Annotated in this window: 15 protein-coding genes; 6 read left to right on the top strand and 9 right to left on the bottom strand. The window is 64.5% G+C overall.

What is annotated here, in order from left to right:
• Positions 1–13: 13 nt before the first annotated feature.
• On the bottom strand, positions 14–406 hold the full coding sequence (locus tag LC060_RS14610) for an MAPEG family protein (protein WP_226636815.1): 393 nt from the start codon (positions 404–406) through the stop codon (positions 14–16).
• Positions 407–569: 163 nt separating this feature from the next.
• On the opposite strand from LC060_RS14610, the gene rpmF reads away from it, so the two are divergent.
• From rpmF to LC060_RS14585, 5 genes are all read left to right on the top strand, one after another.
• Positions 570–749, top strand: coding sequence for a 50S ribosomal protein L32 (rpmF, locus tag LC060_RS14605; RefSeq protein ID WP_013833797.1), 180 nt, complete (start codon positions 570–572; stop codon positions 747–749).
• Positions 750–777: 28 nt separating this feature from the next.
• Positions 778–1,839 (top strand): phosphate acyltransferase PlsX, encoded by a 1,062-nt coding sequence (plsX, locus tag LC060_RS14600; RefSeq protein WP_039393202.1) that lies wholly within the window; start codon positions 778–780, stop codon positions 1,837–1,839.
• Positions 1,836–2,810, top strand: coding sequence for a beta-ketoacyl-ACP synthase III (locus tag LC060_RS14595; RefSeq protein ID WP_319005440.1), 975 nt, complete (start codon positions 1,836–1,838; stop codon positions 2,808–2,810). The genes plsX and LC060_RS14595 overlap by 4 nt, the downstream gene beginning before the upstream one ends.
• Positions 2,811–2,920: 110 nt before the next feature.
• Positions 2,921–3,217, top strand: coding sequence for an integration host factor subunit alpha (locus tag LC060_RS14590; RefSeq protein WP_148628114.1), 297 nt, complete (start codon positions 2,921–2,923; stop codon positions 3,215–3,217).
• 17 nt (positions 3,218–3,234) lie between these two features.
• A complete protein-coding gene (locus LC060_RS14585) occupies positions 3,235–3,651 on the top strand; it encodes a MerR family transcriptional regulator (protein WP_413465129.1) in 417 nt (138 codons plus the stop codon).
• Positions 3,652–4,473: 822 nt separating this feature from the next.
• Here LC060_RS14585 and LC060_RS14580 read toward each other — a convergent pair.
• From LC060_RS14580 to LC060_RS14565, 4 genes are all read right to left on the bottom strand, one after another.
• Positions 4,474–5,019 carry a SixA phosphatase family protein gene (locus tag LC060_RS14580; protein ID WP_226636811.1) on the bottom strand — a complete coding sequence of 182 codons (546 nt, stop codon included), beginning with the start codon at positions 5,017–5,019 and terminating at the stop codon, positions 4,474–4,476.
• Between the two features lie 59 nt (positions 5,020–5,078).
• Positions 5,079–7,799 carry an ATP-dependent DNA helicase gene (locus LC060_RS14575; protein ID WP_226636810.1) on the bottom strand — a complete coding sequence of 907 codons (2,721 nt, stop codon included), beginning with the start codon at positions 7,797–7,799 and terminating at the stop codon, positions 5,079–5,081.
• 90 nt (positions 7,800–7,889) lie between these two features.
• On the bottom strand, positions 7,890–9,332 hold the full coding sequence (locus LC060_RS14570; RefSeq protein ID WP_226636802.1) for an amidohydrolase family protein: 1,443 nt from the start codon (positions 9,330–9,332) through the stop codon (positions 7,890–7,892).
• A 79-nt stretch (positions 9,333–9,411) separates the two neighbouring features.
• Complete coding sequence (locus LC060_RS14565) at positions 9,412–10,287, bottom strand: mechanosensitive ion channel family protein (RefSeq protein ID WP_226636800.1); 876 nt, start codon at positions 10,285–10,287, stop codon at positions 9,412–9,414.
• A gap of 135 nt (positions 10,288–10,422) precedes the next feature.
• Between LC060_RS14565 and LC060_RS14560 the strand changes: the two genes are divergently transcribed.
• Entirely contained in the window at positions 10,423–12,042 is a 1,620-nt protein-coding gene (locus tag LC060_RS14560; RefSeq protein ID WP_226636798.1) for a lysine--tRNA ligase, read from the top strand.
• Between the two features lie 17 nt (positions 12,043–12,059).
• Here the strand turns inward: LC060_RS14560 and LC060_RS14555 are convergent, their stop codons facing one another.
• From LC060_RS14555 to ettA, 4 genes are all read right to left on the bottom strand, one after another.
• The gene (locus LC060_RS14555) at positions 12,060–13,823 is read right to left on the bottom strand and encodes a DUF885 domain-containing protein (protein WP_226636797.1); all 1,764 of its coding nucleotides are present in this window, start codon (positions 13,821–13,823) and stop codon (positions 12,060–12,062) included.
• Positions 13,824–13,969: 146 nt separating this feature from the next.
• Positions 13,970–14,635 carry a 2OG-Fe(II) oxygenase gene (locus LC060_RS14550; RefSeq protein WP_226636795.1) on the bottom strand — a complete coding sequence of 222 codons (666 nt, stop codon included), beginning with the start codon at positions 14,633–14,635 and terminating at the stop codon, positions 13,970–13,972.
• 113 nt (positions 14,636–14,748) lie between these two features.
• Entirely contained in the window at positions 14,749–15,681 is a 933-nt protein-coding gene (locus LC060_RS14545) for an RcnB family protein (RefSeq protein WP_226636793.1), read from the bottom strand.
• A 253-nt stretch (positions 15,682–15,934) separates the two neighbouring features.
• Positions 15,935–17,614, bottom strand: a complete 1,680-nt coding sequence (gene ettA, locus LC060_RS14540; protein WP_226636792.1) for an energy-dependent translational throttle protein EttA — start codon at positions 17,612–17,614, stop codon at positions 15,935–15,937.
• Positions 17,615–17,644 lie beyond the last annotated feature (30 nt).

Genomic DNA, 17,644 nt, shown 5'->3' with positions numbered 1-17,644 from the left:
GGGCCCAGTTCGCTCAGAACAGACCGAGCGCGATCAGGACGGCGACAACGGCGAGGCTCAGCGTGACAAGGAGGCCGATCCCGAATCCGCCGGCGCGCAAGGCGTTGATATCGCTGCGGTCCATGCCCAGGCCGTGGCACACGCGCGCGGCCATGAAGAGGGCTCCGGCAAGGGGGAGCCAGATGCCGCCCTTGCCGGAAATCTCGATGGCGCCTGTCAGGATCAGCAGGAAGGGCGCGTTCTCGATGAAGTTCGCCTGCGCGCGCATGCGCTGCATCAGGCGCGGATTGCTGCCGTCCCCGTGGAGGATCTTTTCCTGCCCGCGTATCTTGCCGATACGGGCGCCAAGCCAGAGGTTGATCAGTACTGCAGTCGCAGCGAGGCACAGTGTTGTAGGCAGGATCATGGTGGTTTGCTCTCTCGTGAAGCCCGTTAGTTTGTGATGGGGTGAGGAACGGCTTGCAACTCTCCAGAAATCGGGTATAGGCCCGCCTTCGCAAGCCGCCGGTCCGAGTACGGGCCCTGGCGGCCTTTTTTACATTAACGCATTTCCAGGAACAGGTGCCGAGATGGCAGTCCCCAAAAGAAAAACCACCCCGTCCCGCCGGGGCATGCGTCGCAGCCATGACGCGCTCAAGGTCGAGGCCTTTCACGAGTGCCCGAACTGTGGTGAGCTGAAGCGCCCGCACAACCTCTGCAACGCTTGTGGCCACTACAACGGCCGTGAGATCGTCGCGGTCGAAATCTAAGACCTCGCACGAAGTTCGGAGATTGCCCATGAGTTTGCCGCGTATCGCCATCGATGCGATGGGCGGCGACGAGGGGGTGCGCGTCATGATCGAGGGCGCTGCACTTGCGCGCCGTCGTCATGACCAGTTCCAGTTCCTGCTCGTCGGCGACGAGGAGCGGATCAAGAATGCGCTTCAGGATCATCCGAACCTGCGCGCCTCGTCCGAGATCATCCATACCGATGGTGTGATCAGCGGTGAGGACAAGCCGAGTCAGGCCCTTCGCCGTTCCAAGGGGACGTCGATGGGGCGCGCCATCGAGGCGGTGAAGGCAGGTGATGCCGGCGCCGCCGTCAGTGGTGGCAACACCGGCGCGCTGATGGCCATCTCCAAGTTGACCCTGCGTACTATGCCGGGGATCGACCGGCCTGCGCTCGCTGCACTCATGCCTACGCTCGGCGACAACGACCTGATCATGCTTGATCTGGGCGCCAACACTGAGTGCGACAGCCGCAACCTGGTCCAGTTCGCGATCATGGGGGCTGCCTATGCGCGCGTCGTGTCCGGCCGGGCCGAGCCGCGCGTGCGTCTGCTCAACATCGGCACTGAAGAGATCAAGGGCACCGAGCTTCTGCGCGATGCCTCCGCGATCCTGCGCGAAGCGGCCAAGGAACTGTCGATTTCCTTCGACGGGTTCACCGAGGCCGACAAGATGGCGCATGGCAACGTCGATGTCGTGGTGACCGATGGCTTTTCGGGCAACATTGCCCTCAAGGCCGTGGAAGGGACGGCGCGTTTCGTCGCGGACCTCCTGCGCCGCAGTTTTTCCAGTTCACTGCGCTCGAAGATCGGTTTCCTGATCTCGCGCCCTGCCACCGAACTGCTCAAGCACCATCTTGACCCCAACAATCATAACGGCGCGGTCTTCCTGGGTCTGAACGGCATTGTCGTGAAGAGCCACGGGGGCGCCAGCGCTGCAGGTGTCGCAAATGCGGTCGCCGTGACCGCCCGCCTTCTGGAGGAACGAGTGACCGAGCGTATCAGCGCCGACCTGGCCCGCGTAGGCGATTCATCGCTGTGGATGCCGGGTGCCCAGGAAGAGCGCGCCTGATGCGCCGTTCGGTTCTGCTCGGTACCGGTTCGGCTCTCCCCGAAAAGGTTGTCTCCAACAGCGAACTCGCCCAGCGTGTCGACACCAGCGATGAATGGATCGTCGAACGTACCGGGATCACCCAGCGCTATATCGCGGGTCCCGATGAAACGACGTCGAGCCTTGCCACCAAGGCGGCGTTGAAGGCGATCGAGGCCTCGGGCATCGAAGCGGCCAGAATCGATCTCATCGTGCTGGCAACGGCCACCCCCGACCAGACGTTTCCGGCAACGGCGACCACGGTGCAGCACAATCTGGGCTGCGGCGGCTGCATCGCCTTCGACGTGGCGGCGGTCTGTTCGGGCTTCCTCTATGCCGTGGGCGTGGCCGACTCGATGCTGCGTTCGGGCATGGCCCAGCGCGCGCTCGTGATCGGGGCTGAGACGTTCAGCCGGATTCTCGACTGGGAGGACCGCACGACCTGCGTCCTTTTTGGAGACGGTGCGGGTGCGATCGTGCTCGAAGCGCAGGAGCAGGCCGAGGGTGAAACGCCCCGCGGTATTCTCGCAACCAAGCTCCATGCCGATGGCGCCCACAACCAGTTGCTCTATGTCGATGGCGGCCCTTCGACCACCGGTACCGTGGGCAAGCTGCGCATGAAGGGCCGTGAGGTGTTCCGTCATGCCGTGGTGAACCTGGCTCAGGTGCTTCACGAAGTGCTCGAGGCGGAAGGTCTGACAACGGCCGATATCGACTGGCTGGTGCCGCACCAGGCCAATGCCCGCATCCTGGATGGCACCGCCAAGAAGCTCTCGCTCTCGCCCGAGAAGGTCGTCAAGACCGTGGGTGAGCATGCGAACACCTCGGCCGCCTCGGTTCCGCTGGCGCTCGACCAGGCCGTGCGCGACGGCCGGATCACGCAGGGCGACCTTGTCGTACTGGAAGCCATGGGTGGTGGTTTCACTTGGGGCGCGAGCCTTCTGCGGGTCTGAATTCGATAAAACGCATTTTGGATGCGTTCCTTATTCGACCCAGCATTGCAATTTTCGTTGATTTTCATATCATCCCCTCAGGATAAGCGTTTGAAGGGGATGCAGGCTTGATGCGGTCAGTGGATACATTGACGCGAGCGGAACTCGCGGACGCGATTCATCGTCAACTCGGACTGTCGAGGGCGGAGTCGCTCTCCATGGTGGAATCTATCCTCCAGCACATGGTGACGGCCCTTGGTGACGGTGAGAACGTGAAGATCTCCGGTTTCGGAACATTCCTCCTGCGCGACAAGGGTGAGCGCATGGGGCGTAATCCCAAGACCGGGGTGGAGGTGCCGATCACGCCGCGGCGTGTCCTCACCTTCCGGGCCAGCCAGATGCTGAAGGACCGCATTGCCGGGGCCTGAGGCCAGACGGAGTGCGGATTCTGAAGACTTCTTCCAGCAATTTGAAGGCGGTGCACGGAGCGCCGGGCTCGCACAAGCAGCCTGGCGCTCTGCGTACGATCGGTGAGGTCAGCGTGTTGCTGGGCCTGCGCCAGCATGTCCTGCGCTACTGGGAAACCCAGTTCCCGATGCTGCAGCCGGTCAAGCGCAGTGGTTCGCGGCGCTATTACCGTCCCGAAGACATCGCACTGCTGCGCCGTATCGATGATCTGGTCCATCGTGAAGGGTATACATTGCGCGGTGCGAGCCAACTCCTGGAGCAGGAGGCGTCCGGCGCGGAGACACAGCACTTGTCGCGATCGCCCGAATACTCGGAGCTGAATTCAGACGAATCACTGCGGAAATCCCTTAGTAAAATTCGTGAAAAGCTCAGATCAGCACTTGAGGCTGGTTAATAATCTGTAAGGTGGAATGGCTGGCGTCGGCGAGGAATTGTCCCGAAATCGCCAGGAAAATACCCCGGCGGCCTCCGCCCATATGGATGGTATTGCCACTGCTCCTACTGACGTTTGATCGCATAAGGGTGCCGCATCACTTCCGCTGCCGGGCTATCCTGTGCTTCAACTTCGCCTTCGTTGCGCTTTCACTGGCGTGATATTCGGGCGCCAGAGCGAACTTGTCGCGCGCGTCAAATTGGCGATCGCCGCGAGCGGTAAAGGCTTTGAACAACCTGAAAGCTCGCCATGCTGTAAAGACGGTCCAGGCACTAGCAACAATGCCGGCAATGACCCAGGCAGACGTCGCAGCCGTAGTGCCCACATGCGACTGGATCGCCCCAGCCAGCACGAACGGCAGTATTGCCAAAAGCGGTGTAACCGCCCGAACTCGTGTGCTCAGATCGTGATCCACGAAGCGGCCAACCGCAGATATGGGCTTGTTTTGCGTTTCACACGGGCTGTGTGCCACACTTGACGGATTGCCGCCATCTGACGGCATCTCTGGGCAACGGTGATGCGGCGTCGCCTGAAAAGTCTTGGGGGCACCGATCCAGCTTGAGGCGCTTCGCGTGATTGTGGAACGAGGGCGTCCGGGGAGGGGCGACTAGAAGGGGCTGCCTATCCGGAAGTTTGACGCCTGGTCAGTCCGTGAGGTGAAATCAATCAAGCGCTGCTTTTCCACGCAAAGATACGCTCGCCGATTTGATGCTTGTCCGAAGAAGCTGGCCGATAGCGTCCTCGCCACAGGGCGACGTGCCTTCTGCTTTCCGAACCTGACGCCTAGAAGTTGGCGTTCGGGCCCAGGTCGGGATCGAGGTCACGCGGGCGCTGCAGGTGGACGAGCTTGGCGCACCCCATGTCGACCTTGTCCCAGCTGTCGATGTCGAGCTGGAGTACGGCGAACGCGGCAGTTGGCAGTTTCTCCTCCACGATGTCGCGCAGGGGGCTGTTGCCATCGTCGGGCACGAGATCGAAGATGAGGTCTTCGAGGCCGGGGTTGTGGCCGACCATCATGATCGAGGCGGGGTCGCCGTCCTGTTCGCGCAGCACGTCGATGAGCGTGGCGGAACTGGCGAGGTAGATGCGCCTGTCCCAGGTGATCGACGGGGCCGCGCCAGCCGCTTCGCTGGCGAGGTCGAGCGTCTGGGTGACGCGAACCGCAGGCGAGGCGAGAATACGGCCCCAACTTTGGGCATGGTCGCGAATGTGCAGGCCCATGATGGCCGCGCCCTTGCGGCCGCGCGCGTTCAGGGGGCGGTCGAAGTCGCGAAGGCGCGCATCGTTCCAGTCCGACTTGGCGTGGCGAAAAATTCCAAGGGTCTTCATGGGCTCTGCCGCTTCCTAAAACATCTGCCTGCGCGCCAGGCGGGCGTGGTGCCGGTTCGTCATCCGCGCTCCGCCGGGTTGGCCGGGTGCGCTGTCGGATTCCCTGAAGCATGACCGGCAACGCGCTGTAAAGCCTCGTCGAGCGAAATTCGCGCGATGGGGGTGCCTTCGGGGAAGGCGTCGAGCAGCCGCGAGGGAAAGGCCGAGGACAGCACGATGAAGTGCCCGCGATCCTCCTTGCTACGGATAAGACGCCCGAAGGCCTGCGCGAGGCGGGCTCGAATGATGCTGTCGTCATAGGCCGACCCACCGCCCGCCATGCGCCGCGCACGGTGCAGGATCGTGGGCCGGGGCCAGGGCACCTGTTCCATGATGACGGTCCGAAGCGAGTGGCCGGGAACGTCCACGCCGTCGCGCAGCGCGTCAGTGCCGAGCAGCGAGGCGCCCGGATCGTCGCGGAAGATGTCGACCAGCGTGCCGGTGTCAATGGGATCGACGTGCTGGGCATAGACGGGAAGGCCGCCCCGTGCGAGGCGGTCCGCGATACGCCCGTGTACGGCACGAAGGCGGCGGATCGCGGTGAACAGGCCGAGCACGCCTCCGCCCGAAGCCTCGATCAGACGGCCGTAGGCGGCGGCGAGCGCGGCAATATCACCGCGCGGGACATCCCGCACGATCAGGACTTCGGCCTGCGCGGCATAGTCGAACGGGCTGGGGCTGAGCGACAGGCGCGGCGTTACCTCGATATGCGGCGCGCCCGAGCGGGCGATGGCGCGCTCCCAGCTGTCGCCGTCGCGCAAGGTGGCCGACGTCATGATGACCCCGTGCGCGGGTTCAAGCACGACCTTCGCGAAGGGCTTCATCGGATCGAGCCAGTGGCGGTGGATGCCAATGTCGAATTCGCGCGCCTCCGAGCGGGCAAGGGCGAGCCAGTCGACATATTCGGGGTCTGCGGGGCCACCGAGCCGTTCGAGCAGGTTTTCCCAGGCGACCAGCAGGTCGATGCGCCAGGTCAGCGAATGGCGTGCACCTTCGATGCGCGCGCGGCCCTGGCCGTCGAGCCAGTCCGGCCCGTCTTCGAGCAGGGCCTCAAGGCGAAGGCCGAGCTGGATCAGCGGACGGCGCAGCTCCGAAAGGGCGAGGCGTGCGGCCTGGGATGCCTCGACGAAGGCCCCCTCCAGCCCGGCCGCTTCGGTTTCGAGGCCATATCCGGCTTCCTGCCCGCCGCTCTCATCGCGCGCGTAGACTGTGGCGCGGACGGCTGCCAGCAATTCTTCGAGCGGACCGGATGGCTCGCCGTCATTGATGCGTTGCAGCCAACCGTCCGAAGGCAGCGCTTCGGCGGCGGAAAGGGCGGTCAGGATCGCCTTGTCGCCTTCGTCGTCGTAGCTGGCGACATCGGCGAGGCGGGCCGCAAGGCCGCGGCGGCGTCCGCGTGATTTCTTTTCCGGGCCGATCACCCAGCGCCGCAGCTCGATCATTTCGGTGCCCGACAACTCGGCAGCGAAAGTCGAATCGGCCGCGTCGAAGACGTGATGGCCTTCGTCGAAGACAATGCGGGTCGGGCGGGAGGCCACGTCGCGGCCGCGCGCCGCGTTGATCATCACCAGCGCGTGGTTGCCAATAACGAGGTCCGCGTTGACGCTGGCGCGCGTGGCGCGCTCGATGAAGCATTTCCGGTAGTGCGGGCAGCCTGCATAGACGCATTCGCCGCGCTGATCGGTCAGCGCTGCGATGCCGCGTTTGTGGAACAGGGTGCCGAGCCACCCGGGCAGATCCCCGCCGATCATGTCGCCGTCCTGCGTGTAGGCAGCCCAGCGCCCCACCAGGTGGGCGAGGATGGCGGCGCGGCCAGCAAAGCCGCCTTGGAGGGCATCTTCAAGGTTCAGGAGGCACAGGTAATTCTCGCGCCCCTTGCGCACCACGACCGGTTGCGAGCCATCGGGCCGCGTGTCGGGCCAGGCGCGGCGGCTTTCCTTGCGCAGTTGGCGCTGCAGCGCCTTGGTGTAGGTCGAGACCCAGACTGTACCGCCGCTGGCCTCGCTCCAGACCGACGCAGGCGAGAGGTAGCCCAGCGTCTTGCCGACCCCCGTGCCCGCCTGGGCCAGAACGACATGGGGAAGGCCAGCGCGGGTGCGCGGCGCAAAGGCGTGGGCGGCCTCGACGGCGAAGGCCTTCTGGCCCGCGCGCTCCTCGGCGCCTTGTCCGGTGAGGTGGGCGAGGCGGTCGAGAACGGCGCCATCGGGGATGTTGAGTTGGCGCGGCTGGGGCGGCTCGGGCGATTCTTCCCACTCGGGCAAGCGCGTGAAGATCCAGCGCTCGGCCTTCTGCGGCTTGGCGAGGCGCGGGGCGAGAAGCTTGGCCCAGGGCCAGCGCATCTTCACCAGCGATTGCAGCGAGGTCCAGGCGCCTTCGCGCTCCGCCCAGTCGGGCTGCTCGCAGGTTTCCAGGAGGCGCATCGCGGCGCGCTGGAGAAGTTCGGGCACTTCGCTGTCGGCTTCGGGCCGTGGCAGGCCCAACGCATCGGCCAGGCCCTTGGGCGTGGGCACGACAAAGCGGGCCGGGTGCATGAAGGCGTAGAGTTCGAGCAGGTCGAGCCCGGCAAGATCGGGATAGCCAAGCCGCGTGGCAAGCAGCGGCGCATTGAGGATCAGGTGCGGGGCATCGGCGACCGCGGTGACGGCCTGTCCCTTGGAAAGGGCGCGCGCGCTTCCCTGTCCGTCGTGCAGCCAGCAGCCGCTGTGGCTGGCGTGAAGAGCGGGTAGTCGGGGCGCGGACATGGTTCAGGTCTTAAGCGCAGGTGAAACGGAAGGGAATGCGCGGCGTGCATCTATCCGCACCTCAATGGCAGTGCGGAAGCTCTGGCAAAATCACAATCCCAGCGCGGCGGGATCGAGCGGCGTGCCTTGCGCTTCCATTCCAGCCATGAGGTTGCGCAGGGTCCGCTCGCTGTTGGGATGTCTGGCGCTTTCGAGGAGCGTGTCGAGAGCCTGCCTGTCATGATAGCGGCCACGGGCGATGACGGCCTCGATCTCGCGGGAGCAACGGATCGTTTCGGCAGGGTCGCAGCGGGTGAGGACGATATCGGCCAGGCAGCCTTGGGAGAGGCAACCGCTTGTCTGTTCCTCGTCCAGAACCTTGGCGATGTTGGTGGTGCTTGCGCGCAAGGCTCGGAGAGGCGCCAAGCCGCCGCGTACCATAAGGGCGAGTTCGTCGTGCAGGGACTGGCCGGGAATGTTCGTGAAGATACCTGCATCGCTGCCGGTGACCAGGGTGACGCCAGCTTCGTCGAGCATTGCGGTGAAGCGACCGAGCCACAGATCCTTGGCTGCGTGTGCGGTGGGTTCCTGCCTGGACCACAGCGCAATGTACTCCGCCTCTGTCTGCTGGGTGACCGGGTTGAGGGTCTCGGTCCCGGCGCGCGCGGCGTACGCGCCTTTCGTGCGGGCCACCATGACGAGATTGTGATGCGCCAGAAGCGTTGGCGTGACCGGCGTGCCGCTCTGCGCGATCCGCAGGGCAAGGGCCTTGGCCGCCGCGTCGTCCTGCCGGTCGGAGAGGCCATGCCACAGGATCGATTCGGCATGTTCGATGGTCTCGAAACCGTCGTCGAGGATTTCCTCGAAGGCGATGGAGAAGGGGATATCGCGGGGCATGCCGGGGCGGCGCTCGCCTTCGGGCGTGTGGCCGGTGAGGTGCATCTGGCGCTGTTCGGCTTCGTCGCGGATTGCCTCATAGGCTTGGCGGCGCAAGTTGGAATAGGTTTTCAGGCGGGCGAAGCCAGCGGCATGCTGGGCCGCGACGGCGGCGCGGGCCTCCTGCGCGGTCTCGACGATCTGGTGGTTTATCTGCTGGTTCGCGCCCGCGCTGTTGAGGATGGGGCCGCTGGTAAGAAGGCGAGGGCCATCGAGTTCGCCTCGCGCGATACGCTCTGCGAGCTCAAGGTGGAAGGGCATGCCCGACATGTTGCGCACGCTCGTCACACCGTGGGCGAGGTAGGCGCCCAGTTCCGCCTCGTCCCAGACATGGACATGCATGTCGGTGAGGCCGGGAAACGCGGTGAGGCCCGTGCCATCGATGACGCGCGCGCCGTCAGAGGGTGGGGCGGAGCCAGACGGTCCTGCGTAGACGATGGTCTCGTCCGCGATGACCAGAGTGGCATCGCGTGTGCGTGGGTTGGCTTCGTGCCCGGGATCGAGGAGCGTGATCCCGGTAACGAAAAGGCGTTCGTCAGCGGCGCAGGCCGGAGCCGCGGCCGAGAGTGCCAGCGCCAAGGCGGCAGGCAAAAGGTGCTGAATGTGAAAGGCCGGCATCAATCCCCTCCATGCCGGCCAGTCTGCCGATTGTCACACCCGGTTCAAGTCTGCGGCTCTGACCGGAGATTTAGATTTGTCAGGATTCGTTGGCGGCCAGCGGCGCCTTCTCGACCGGAAGCGCTTCCTTGAAGGTGTGCGTGACGTAGGGGAAGGGGATCTCGATCTCGGCGTCGTCGAGCGCCTTCTTGATCGCCATGATCACGTGGCTCTTGGTCAGACGCTTGTCCTGCTCGCCGGTGTTGCTCCACCACAGTACCAGGAAGTCGACCGAGCTTGCGCCGAATTCCTGCGCGAAGACGAGCACGCCCTTGTCCTTCTCGACTTCGGGAATGCCTTCCACAGCCTTGCGGATGGTCGCTTCGGCGGTCTCAAGGTCGGTGTCGTAGGACACGCCGACGACGACCTGCTCGCGGCGCACGGCCTGGTCATTGAAGATGTCGACCGCGTTCTTGAACAGCATCGAGTTGGGAACGACGGTCAGTTCGCCCGAGAACTGGCGGATGTAGGTTTCACGCAGGGTAATGCGCTCGACCGAACCCATGATGCCGTTGCACGAGATCGAATCGCCGATGTTCATCTTCTCGCGCAGCATGATGAGAACGCCAGCGAGGAAGTTCTCGAAGATATCCTGGAAGGCAAAGCCGATGGCGAGGGCACCGACACCCAGACCTGCGACGGCGCCTGCCGGGGTGAAGCTGGGGATCGCGACGGTGAGCGCGATCAGGATGCCCAGGATCCAGACTGCAAGCTTGGTCACCGTCTCGAAAAGCTGCTGCAGATCGGTGCGCAGGCCTGCGCGCTTTGTCACCCGGCCGATGACGCGCACGAACACGCCCACCATGATCCAGGTGAGTACGACGATGCCAAGAGCGATGGCGAACGAGGGCAAGAGCTGGAAGAAGCCCATGGCCATGCCTTCCAGCTCCTTGGTCAGGGTCTCGATGTAATTCACGAAGATTTTTCCGTCCTTCTGGTGCGTTTGGCACCTAACTGACGAGGACCGCCGGGGGTTCCTCTTCCGGTTTGCGCGCACACGGAGTGCCGAAGGCGCTTGCGAAATCGCGCGCAATCGCAGATGAGCGCGCGCATGACTGAAAATGCCCTGATCGAAGCCGCCCGTGTGTCCAAGGCCTGGCCCTTCCAGGAGGCCCAGAAACTGCTCAAGCGCTATCCCAATGGCAAGAGCGCAGCCGACGGTTCTCCAGAGCCTATCCTGTTCGAGACGGGATATGGTCCCTCAGGGCTGCCGCATATCGGGACGTTCCAGGAAGTCCTGCGCACCACGCTGGTGCGCCGGGCCTACGAGGCGCTTGTCGGCGCGAAGCCCGAGGACGGCGTGACCCGGCTGGTCGCGTTCTCGGATGACATGGACGGCCTGCGCAAGGTGCCGGACAACATTCCCCAGGCTGAACTTCTGGCTGCGAACCTTGGCAAGCCGCTCAGCCGGATCCCCGATCCGTTCGGCAAGTTCGAGAGTTTTGCGCATCATAACAACGCGATGCTGCGTGAATTTCTCGATCGCTTCGGGTTTGACTACGAGTTCGTTTCGGCCAGCGATCGGTACAATTCGGGTCGTTTCGACAATGCCCTGAGCAGCATTCTGAGCAACTACGATGCCATCATGGGCGTGATGCTGCCCACGCTGCGCGAGGAGCGTCGCAAAACCTATTCGCCGGTGCTGCCGGTATCTCCGACGACGGGCGTGGTCCTGCAGGTTCCGGTCGAGGTCCTCGATCCGGCGACGGGCATGATCCGCTTCACCGACGAGGATGGCACGACTGTCGAGCAGAGCGTGTTCGGCGGCCAGGCCAAGCTGCAGTGGAAGGTCGACTGGGCCATGCGCTGGGTGGACCTGGGTGTCGACTACGAGATGTGCGGCAAGGATCTGACCGATTCGGTGACGCAGTCGGGCAAGATCGCCAAGATCCTCGGGGCTCGCCGTCCCGAAGGGCTGATCTACGAACTGTTCCTCGACGAGAACGGCGAGAAGATCTCCAAGTCCAAGGGTAATGGTCTCACCATCGAGCAGTGGCTGACCTACGGCACCGAGGAATCGCTCGGCTTCTACCTGTTCCGCGAGCCAAAGAGCGCCAAGCAGCTGCACATCGACGTGATCCCGAAGGCCGTTGACGAGTACTGGCAGTTCTATGGCAATCTGCCCAAGCAGGCGCTCGACAAGCAGCTGGGCAACCCGGTGTGGCATCTGCTGCGGGCCAACGGCCAGGACCAGAACGACGTTCCCGCACCGCCGGTGACATTCGCGCTGCTCCTGAACCTTGTCGGTGTGCTTGGCGCCAACGCCACGCGTGAGCAGGTCTGGTCCTACCTCGCCAACTACGTGGAGAGCGCCGACCCGGCCGAGCATCCCGCGCTCGACGCGATGGTGAGCTGCGCGCTCGCCTACAACCGCGACTACATCGCGCCGACCCTCCAGCGTCGCAAGCCCGAGGGCGGTGAAGTCGCCGCTCTTACCGAACTCGATGCGCAGTTGGCCAAGGTCGCGGCCAATGCCTCGGCCGAGGAGCTCCAGAACATCGTTTACGAGATCGGCAAGGACGAGCAGTACGGCTTTGAGAGCCTGCGCGACTGGTTCAAGGCGCAGTACGAGACGCTGCTCGGCTCCAGCCAGGGGCCGCGCATGGGCAGCTTTATTGCGCTCTACGGTGTGCCTGAGACGCGCAAGCTGATTGCTGAAGCGCTGGCCTGAGGCCGCGCGAACCCAGACTAGCGGGCATGCCGCGCAAGGGGAGACCCCTCTTGCGCGGCAACCCAACCCTCGACCCTCTCTTGCAGGAGGCCGAGTGGCAACGCGCCCGAGCCTAGAACGGCCTCGTGGAAGTCCCGGATGTCGAAACGTGGGCCGAGGCGTTGCTCGGCGTCCCGGCGCAGCTTCTGGATGGTGAGCGCGCCGATCTTGTAGGACAGCGCCTGCGCGGGCATCGCGATGTACCGGTCGACTTCGGCCTCGGCATCGCTGCGGCCCATCCCGGAATGGGCGAGCATGTAGTCGATCGCCTGCGCGCGCGACCAATGACGTGCGTGTATGCCGGTGTCGACGACGAGGCGCATCGCGCGAAGCATCTCATCGTCGAGCGTTCCCCAGTGCTGGAGCGGGTCGTCGTAGAGGCCCATGTCGTAGCCCAGCGTCTCGGCGTAAAGCGCCCAGCCTTCCACGAATGCGCTGGTCTGCGAATTGCGCTGGAAGGCGGGCAGGGCGGAATTCTCGCGCGCAAGGCTGATCTGCAGATGATGGCCGGGCATGGCTTCGTGCAGGTAGAGCGTCGTCACACCCGAGACGAAGCGATGTTCCAGGTCGTAGGTGTTGTAGAAGAAGGTTGCCGGGACGCTGCTCGCACCTTCCACGTAGGATCCTCCCGCTTCGTAGCGGGCGCGATCGGGCGGGTAGGGCTGCACTTGGAGCGGGCTCTCGGGGCGCACGCGAAAGAAGCGGGGGAGCGCCGTATCAACGCGGGCAGCCACCTCGCCAAAGCGCTGGGGCAGGTCTTGGGACGAACGGGGATGAAAGCGCGGGTCGCTGCGGATATTCTCGAAGAATTCCGGCAAGGCGACATGGCTGCCCAGTTCGCCAGCAACCTTGGTCATCTGCGTCTCGATCCGCGCGACCTCGCGGGTGCCGAGAGCGTGGATTTCGTCGGGGTCGAGTGAAAGTGTGGTCTCGCGTGCGATCAGCGCCCGGTACAGAGCGTCGCCGCCCGGCATGTCGGAAAGGCCGATCGAAGGGCGTGCAGCGGGAAGGTAGTCCTCGGCCAGGAAGGCGCGAAGGCGACGGTAGGTGGGCAGGATATCCGTGCGCGTGGATGCCGTGAACGTGCGGACGAGATCGACCTCCGCGCCCTGTGACAGCGAGGGCGGAAGATCCTCGATGGGGGTGAGGAAGCGCTCCTCGGGAGCGGTGCCATCCAGCAGGGCGTCGATCTGCGCGACCATGTGCTGCACAGTCAGGCGAGGCAGGACTACTCCTTGCCGCGCGCCCGCGCGGAACCGGGCAATGGCGGTATCGATGATCGTCGGGAAGGCGGCGTAGAGTCGCAGGACCTCACGGTAGTCGCTTTCGTTCTTGTAGGAAAAGGCCCCTCCGGGCGCGATAAGCGAGGGAAAATCGAGCTGGAGCCCTGCAAAATGGTGGAACGGGAATGCCCCTTCGAGGCTCCGCATTTCCGGCCGGAGCGAGGCAACTTCCTCGGCCTTGCGGGCGCCGAAGAGGGCATGGGAAAGGCGCAGGTCGTCCGTCAGCGCGCATCGGTCGATAGCTGCAAGCAAGGTAAGGCTGCGCCGGGCGGATGCGAGCCGTTCGCGTTGCAGCGCATCGGTGTAGATGCGCGCGAGATCGGCGCTGTCAGGGACTTCGCCCCTGTAGAGCGCGGCAATCGGATCGAAGGCCGCCTCGCGCGCCTCGTCGTCCGCGAAAAGTGCGCGCAGGGCCCGCACGTCCTGACGGCGTTCCGCCTGCTCGGGCGCGGTTATCACCGGGCAGGGCGGCTGGGGGCCGGGCGCAACTGCGCACACCGCTGGCGCAGTGGACGCAATCCATCCAAGGATGACAAGGCTACCGGCCAACAATCGCCGCCCCCGACTCTGCCGCTCTCGACGTGCGGGAGATGGGCCTGCGCGGCTTATTGCCAGGTGTGGGAGCGAAACCATTTCGTGACGATGTACTTGGTGCCCCGCACGACCGGCCGGGCGGCGTGGAGGGTATAGGGATTGGGACGCCCGTCAGGCAAGGCGTTGTTCCAGAGGAGAAGACCGCCCAGTCTTGGACGAATGCGCAGCGAAAGCCGGGTAAACTCGGTCGCGCCCCCTTCATCGACGGCGTTGAGGTAGATCATCGCGGTCCAGCTGCGTTGGCCCCCGCAGTTCTTCTCGCGCTGCCAGTATTCGGCGCTGGTGTCGAACCAGTCGCAATGTTCGGCGAAGAACTGGCCACACTCGTAGCGCTGCCCCTGCGCAGCCTCGCTGCGTTGGCCGGAGAGGCCCGTCAAGGCGCACAGGCGCGCGTCGAGGCGGCGTACCACCGAATCCTCGGGGTCTATGTCGCTGGAACAGCTCGTGCGGATCTGCGTGTTGTCGGAGTCGTCGACAAGGGCGGAGGGCTGCGCTTCGGCATCAATCAGGTCGATCAGGTGGCGGCAGCAGTCCGCGTCGAGAAAATTGTCGAGCGTGTAGATTTCGGCGCGTTCGTCAGGGAGGCGGCGTACGGCGGGTGCGGCGTCGAGCCGGTTGCGCACCCGGGTGCCGATGCGGGCGAGGATCTTTCGATCCAGAAGTCGCTCTGCGTCCATCAAGCCATGCTCGCAGGTTCACGAGGATGGATCAATCTCGGGATTGTCCCTGATATGAAAAAGCCCCCTTGCCGCACGGCAAGGGGGCTGATGACGTACAAACAGAGGGGCCGTTACCAGAAGAAGTCGTAGATCACGTCGACAACTTCGCCCGTATAGGTGTTCACCAGAAGCACGTCGTCATAGTAACGGACCCAGCGGTAGGGGCCGTAGACGGCGGGCAGACGGTAGGCCCAGGGGTCGTTGATCCAGTAACGGCTGCCGTAGAACATCGCGCCCAGCGAGAAGCCGATGCTCAAACGGCGGTAGGCATAGCCGCGGTAGGGAGCGTAGTAACGTCCCAGACGGTAATGCGAGCGATGCTGGGCCCGATAGCTGCGCCAGTTGTAGCGGTTGTTGCGGCGCCACTCGTTACGGTCCCAACGCCGTTCCGCGCGGCGGCTGGAGCGATAGTCGCGGCGGTTGTCGCGCCGCTCGTAGCGATTCCCACGACGGTCGTCGCGGCGGTCGTACCGGCTGTCCCGGCGCTGATCCCGGCCATCGTAGCGGTCGTTGCGCGCGGGGTTCCGGCGGTCATAGCGGGTGTCGCGTCGTGTCTCGCGGCGAGTTTCCCGATTCTGGGCCTGGCGGTTGTCGCGCACATTGCGCCGGACGTCCGGCCGGTCCGTGCGCTCGGGGCGGCTGGCGCGGCTGCGCTCGAGGCGCTGGGCGCGGCTCATCTCGCGGCGGCTGTAATTGCGCTCTGCGCGCTCCTGCCCCCGTTCGATACGTGCCTCCCCGCGGTTGTTGCGGGTCTGCGCCGGACGGCTGGGGCGGGCCTGGCGTTGCGGACGGGCCTGACGTTGCGGGCGGGCCTGGCGTTGCGGACGGGCCTGGCGCTGGCCGCCGCGGTTCTGCGCAGCGCTGGGACGTCCACCGCGATCACTGCGGTTCGCGCGCTCGTGGCGGCTGCGCTCCTGCGCCATGGCGATGTCGGGAAGGACCATTCCGGTCGTGGCAAGGAGCATGGCTCCCCAGGCTCCCGCTTTCAGAAGTGTTCTGGACATTGTGCGATACCTCTTCTGCTCTCGCAGCCAATCTTTCCGTGACCATTGCGCGGGGGGGTGGGGTGAGAGCCTTATCCAATCGTTTTCAGCGTTGATCCGGTTCTACCCGGAGGCGACTTGCCCGAAGCTGAACTGGGTTACGGTATTTTGTTCATGTACGCGGTCTTTTGTGTGAACGGCCTGCCCAGGTCACCAGATACGAAAACGGCCCGCCGTTTCGGGCGGGCCGTCTCGATCCATCAGGAAGGATGCGTCAGCGCGTCAGCTTCTTGTAGGCCAGCGCGGTCGGACGGTCGGCCGCATCGCCCAGACGGCGGCGCTTGTCTTCTTCGTAGGCCTCGAAGTTGCCTTCGAACCATTCGACGTGGCTATTGCCCTCGAAGGCGAGGATGTGAGTGGCCAGACGGTCGAGGAAGAAGCGGTCGTGCGAGATGACCACGGCGCAACCGGCGAAGTTCTCGATTGCTTCTTCGAGCGCGCCGAGGGTTTCGACGTCAAGGTCGTTGGTCGGTTCGTCGAGCAGGAGGACGTTGCCACCCTCCTTGAGCATCTTCGCGAGGTGGACGCGGTTGCGTTCACCGCCCGAGAGCTTGCCGACGTTCTTCTGCTGGTCCTGGCCCTTGAAGTTGAAGGCGCCGACATAGGCACGCGTCGATACGTCGTGGCCGTTGACTTTCATGTAGTCGAGGCCATCGGAGATTTCCTCCCAGACGTTGTGCTTGCTATCGAGGTGGTCGCGGTTCTGGTCGACGTAGCCCAGGTGCACGGTCTGGCCGATCTCGATCTCGCCGGTGTCGGGCTTCTCCTGGCCGGTGAGCATCTTGAAGAGGGTCGACTTACCCGCACCGTTGGGGCCGATGACGCCGACGATGCCGCCCGGAGGCAGGATGAACGAGAGGTCCTCGAACAGGAGCTTGTCGCCAAACGCCTTGGAGATGCCCTTGGCCTCGATGACCTTGCCGCCAAGACGCTCAGGAACCTGGATGACGATCTGGGCCTTGCCGGGGGTACGCTGGTCCTGCGCGTTCTGCAGTTCCTCGAACTTGCGGATACGGGCCTTGGACTTGGTCTGGCGGCCCTTGACGCCGGCGCGGATCCACTCGAGCTCGTCCTTGAGAGCCTTCTGACGACCCGTGGCCTCGCGGTCTTCCTGCTCGAGGCGCTTGGCCTTCTTCTCGAGGTAGGTCGAGTAGTTGCCCTCGTAGGGGAAGTACTTTCCGCGGTCGAGCTCGAGGATCCAGCCCACCACGTTGTCGAGGAAGTAGCGGTCGTGGGTGATCATCAGCACGGCGCCGTGGTACTCGGCGAGGTGATTTTCCAGCCAGTTGACGCTTTCGGCGTCGAGGTGGTTGGTCGGTTCGTCGAGCAGCAGGATGTCGGGCTTCTGGATGAGCAGGCGGGTCAGCGCAATGCGGCGCTTTTCACCGCCCGAGAGGCTCTTCACGTCCCAGTCGCTGGGCGGGCAGCGCAGGGCTTCCATCGCCACTTCAAGCTGGTTGTCGAGCGTCCAGCCATCGACGGCGTCGATCTTGTCCTGCAGCGTGCCCATTTCCTCCATGAGCGCGTCGAAGTCGGTGTCGTCCTGGGGATCGCCCATCTCGGCCGAGATGGCGTTGAAGCGGTCGACCATGTCGGCCACTTCGCGCGCGCCGTCCTTGACGTTTTCGAGCACGGTCTTGCTCTCGTCGAGCTGGGGTTCCTGCGGGAGGTAGCCCACGGTGATGTTCTCACCCGCCCAGGCCTCGCCCGAGAAATCGGTGTCGATACCGCCCATGATCTTCATGAGGGTCGACTTGCCTGCGCCGTTCGGGCCGACGATGCCGATCTTGGCGCCCTGGTAGAACTGCAGGTTGATGTTGGAGAGCACCGGCTTGGGTGCGCCCGGGAAGGTCTTGGTCATGTCCTTCATGACGAAGGCGTATTGCGCGGCCATGCGGTCCTCGGATGCTGTGTTGATGGGATA

This window comes from Novosphingobium profundi, from assembly GCF_020524485.1.
GTDB lineage: Bacteria > Pseudomonadota > Alphaproteobacteria > Sphingomonadales > Sphingomonadaceae > Novosphingobium > Novosphingobium profundi_A.
The sequence above is the reverse complement of the archived record's forward strand: the minus strand, read 5'-3'. Positions and strand labels throughout refer to the sequence as shown.

What these genes read in the sequence shown, in the direction of transcription:
- LC060_RS14610 (WP_226636815.1), bottom strand. Translation starts at nt 406, where the DNA reads ATGATCCTGCCTACAACACTGTGCCTCGCTGCGACTGCAGTACTGATC.
- rpmF (WP_013833797.1), top strand. Translation starts at nt 570, where the DNA reads ATGGCAGTCCCCAAAAGAAAAACCACCCCGTCCCGCCGGGGCATGCGT.
- plsX (WP_039393202.1), top strand. Translation starts at nt 778, where the DNA reads ATGAGTTTGCCGCGTATCGCCATCGATGCGATGGGCGGCGACGAGGGG.
- LC060_RS14590 (WP_148628114.1), top strand. Translation starts at nt 2,921, where the DNA reads ATGCGGTCAGTGGATACATTGACGCGAGCGGAACTCGCGGACGCGATT.
- LC060_RS14580 (WP_226636811.1), bottom strand. Translation starts at nt 5,019, where the DNA reads ATGAAGACCCTTGGAATTTTTCGCCACGCCAAGTCGGACTGGAACGAT.
- LC060_RS14575 (WP_226636810.1), bottom strand. Translation starts at nt 7,799, where the DNA reads ATGTCCGCGCCCCGACTACCCGCTCTTCACGCCAGCCACAGCGGCTGC.
- LC060_RS14570 (WP_226636802.1), bottom strand. Translation starts at nt 9,332, where the DNA reads ATGCCGGCCTTTCACATTCAGCACCTTTTGCCTGCCGCCTTGGCGCTG.
- LC060_RS14560 (WP_226636798.1), top strand. Translation starts at nt 10,423, where the DNA reads ATGACTGAAAATGCCCTGATCGAAGCCGCCCGTGTGTCCAAGGCCTGG.
- LC060_RS14550 (WP_226636795.1), bottom strand. Translation starts at nt 14,635, where the DNA reads ATGGACGCAGAGCGACTTCTGGATCGAAAGATCCTCGCCCGCATCGGC.
- LC060_RS14545 (WP_226636793.1), bottom strand. Translation starts at nt 15,681, where the DNA reads ATGTCCAGAACACTTCTGAAAGCGGGAGCCTGGGGAGCCATGCTCCTT.
- ettA (WP_226636792.1), bottom strand. Translation starts at nt 17,614, where the DNA reads ATGGCCGCGCAATACGCCTTCGTCATGAAGGACATGACCAAGACCTTC.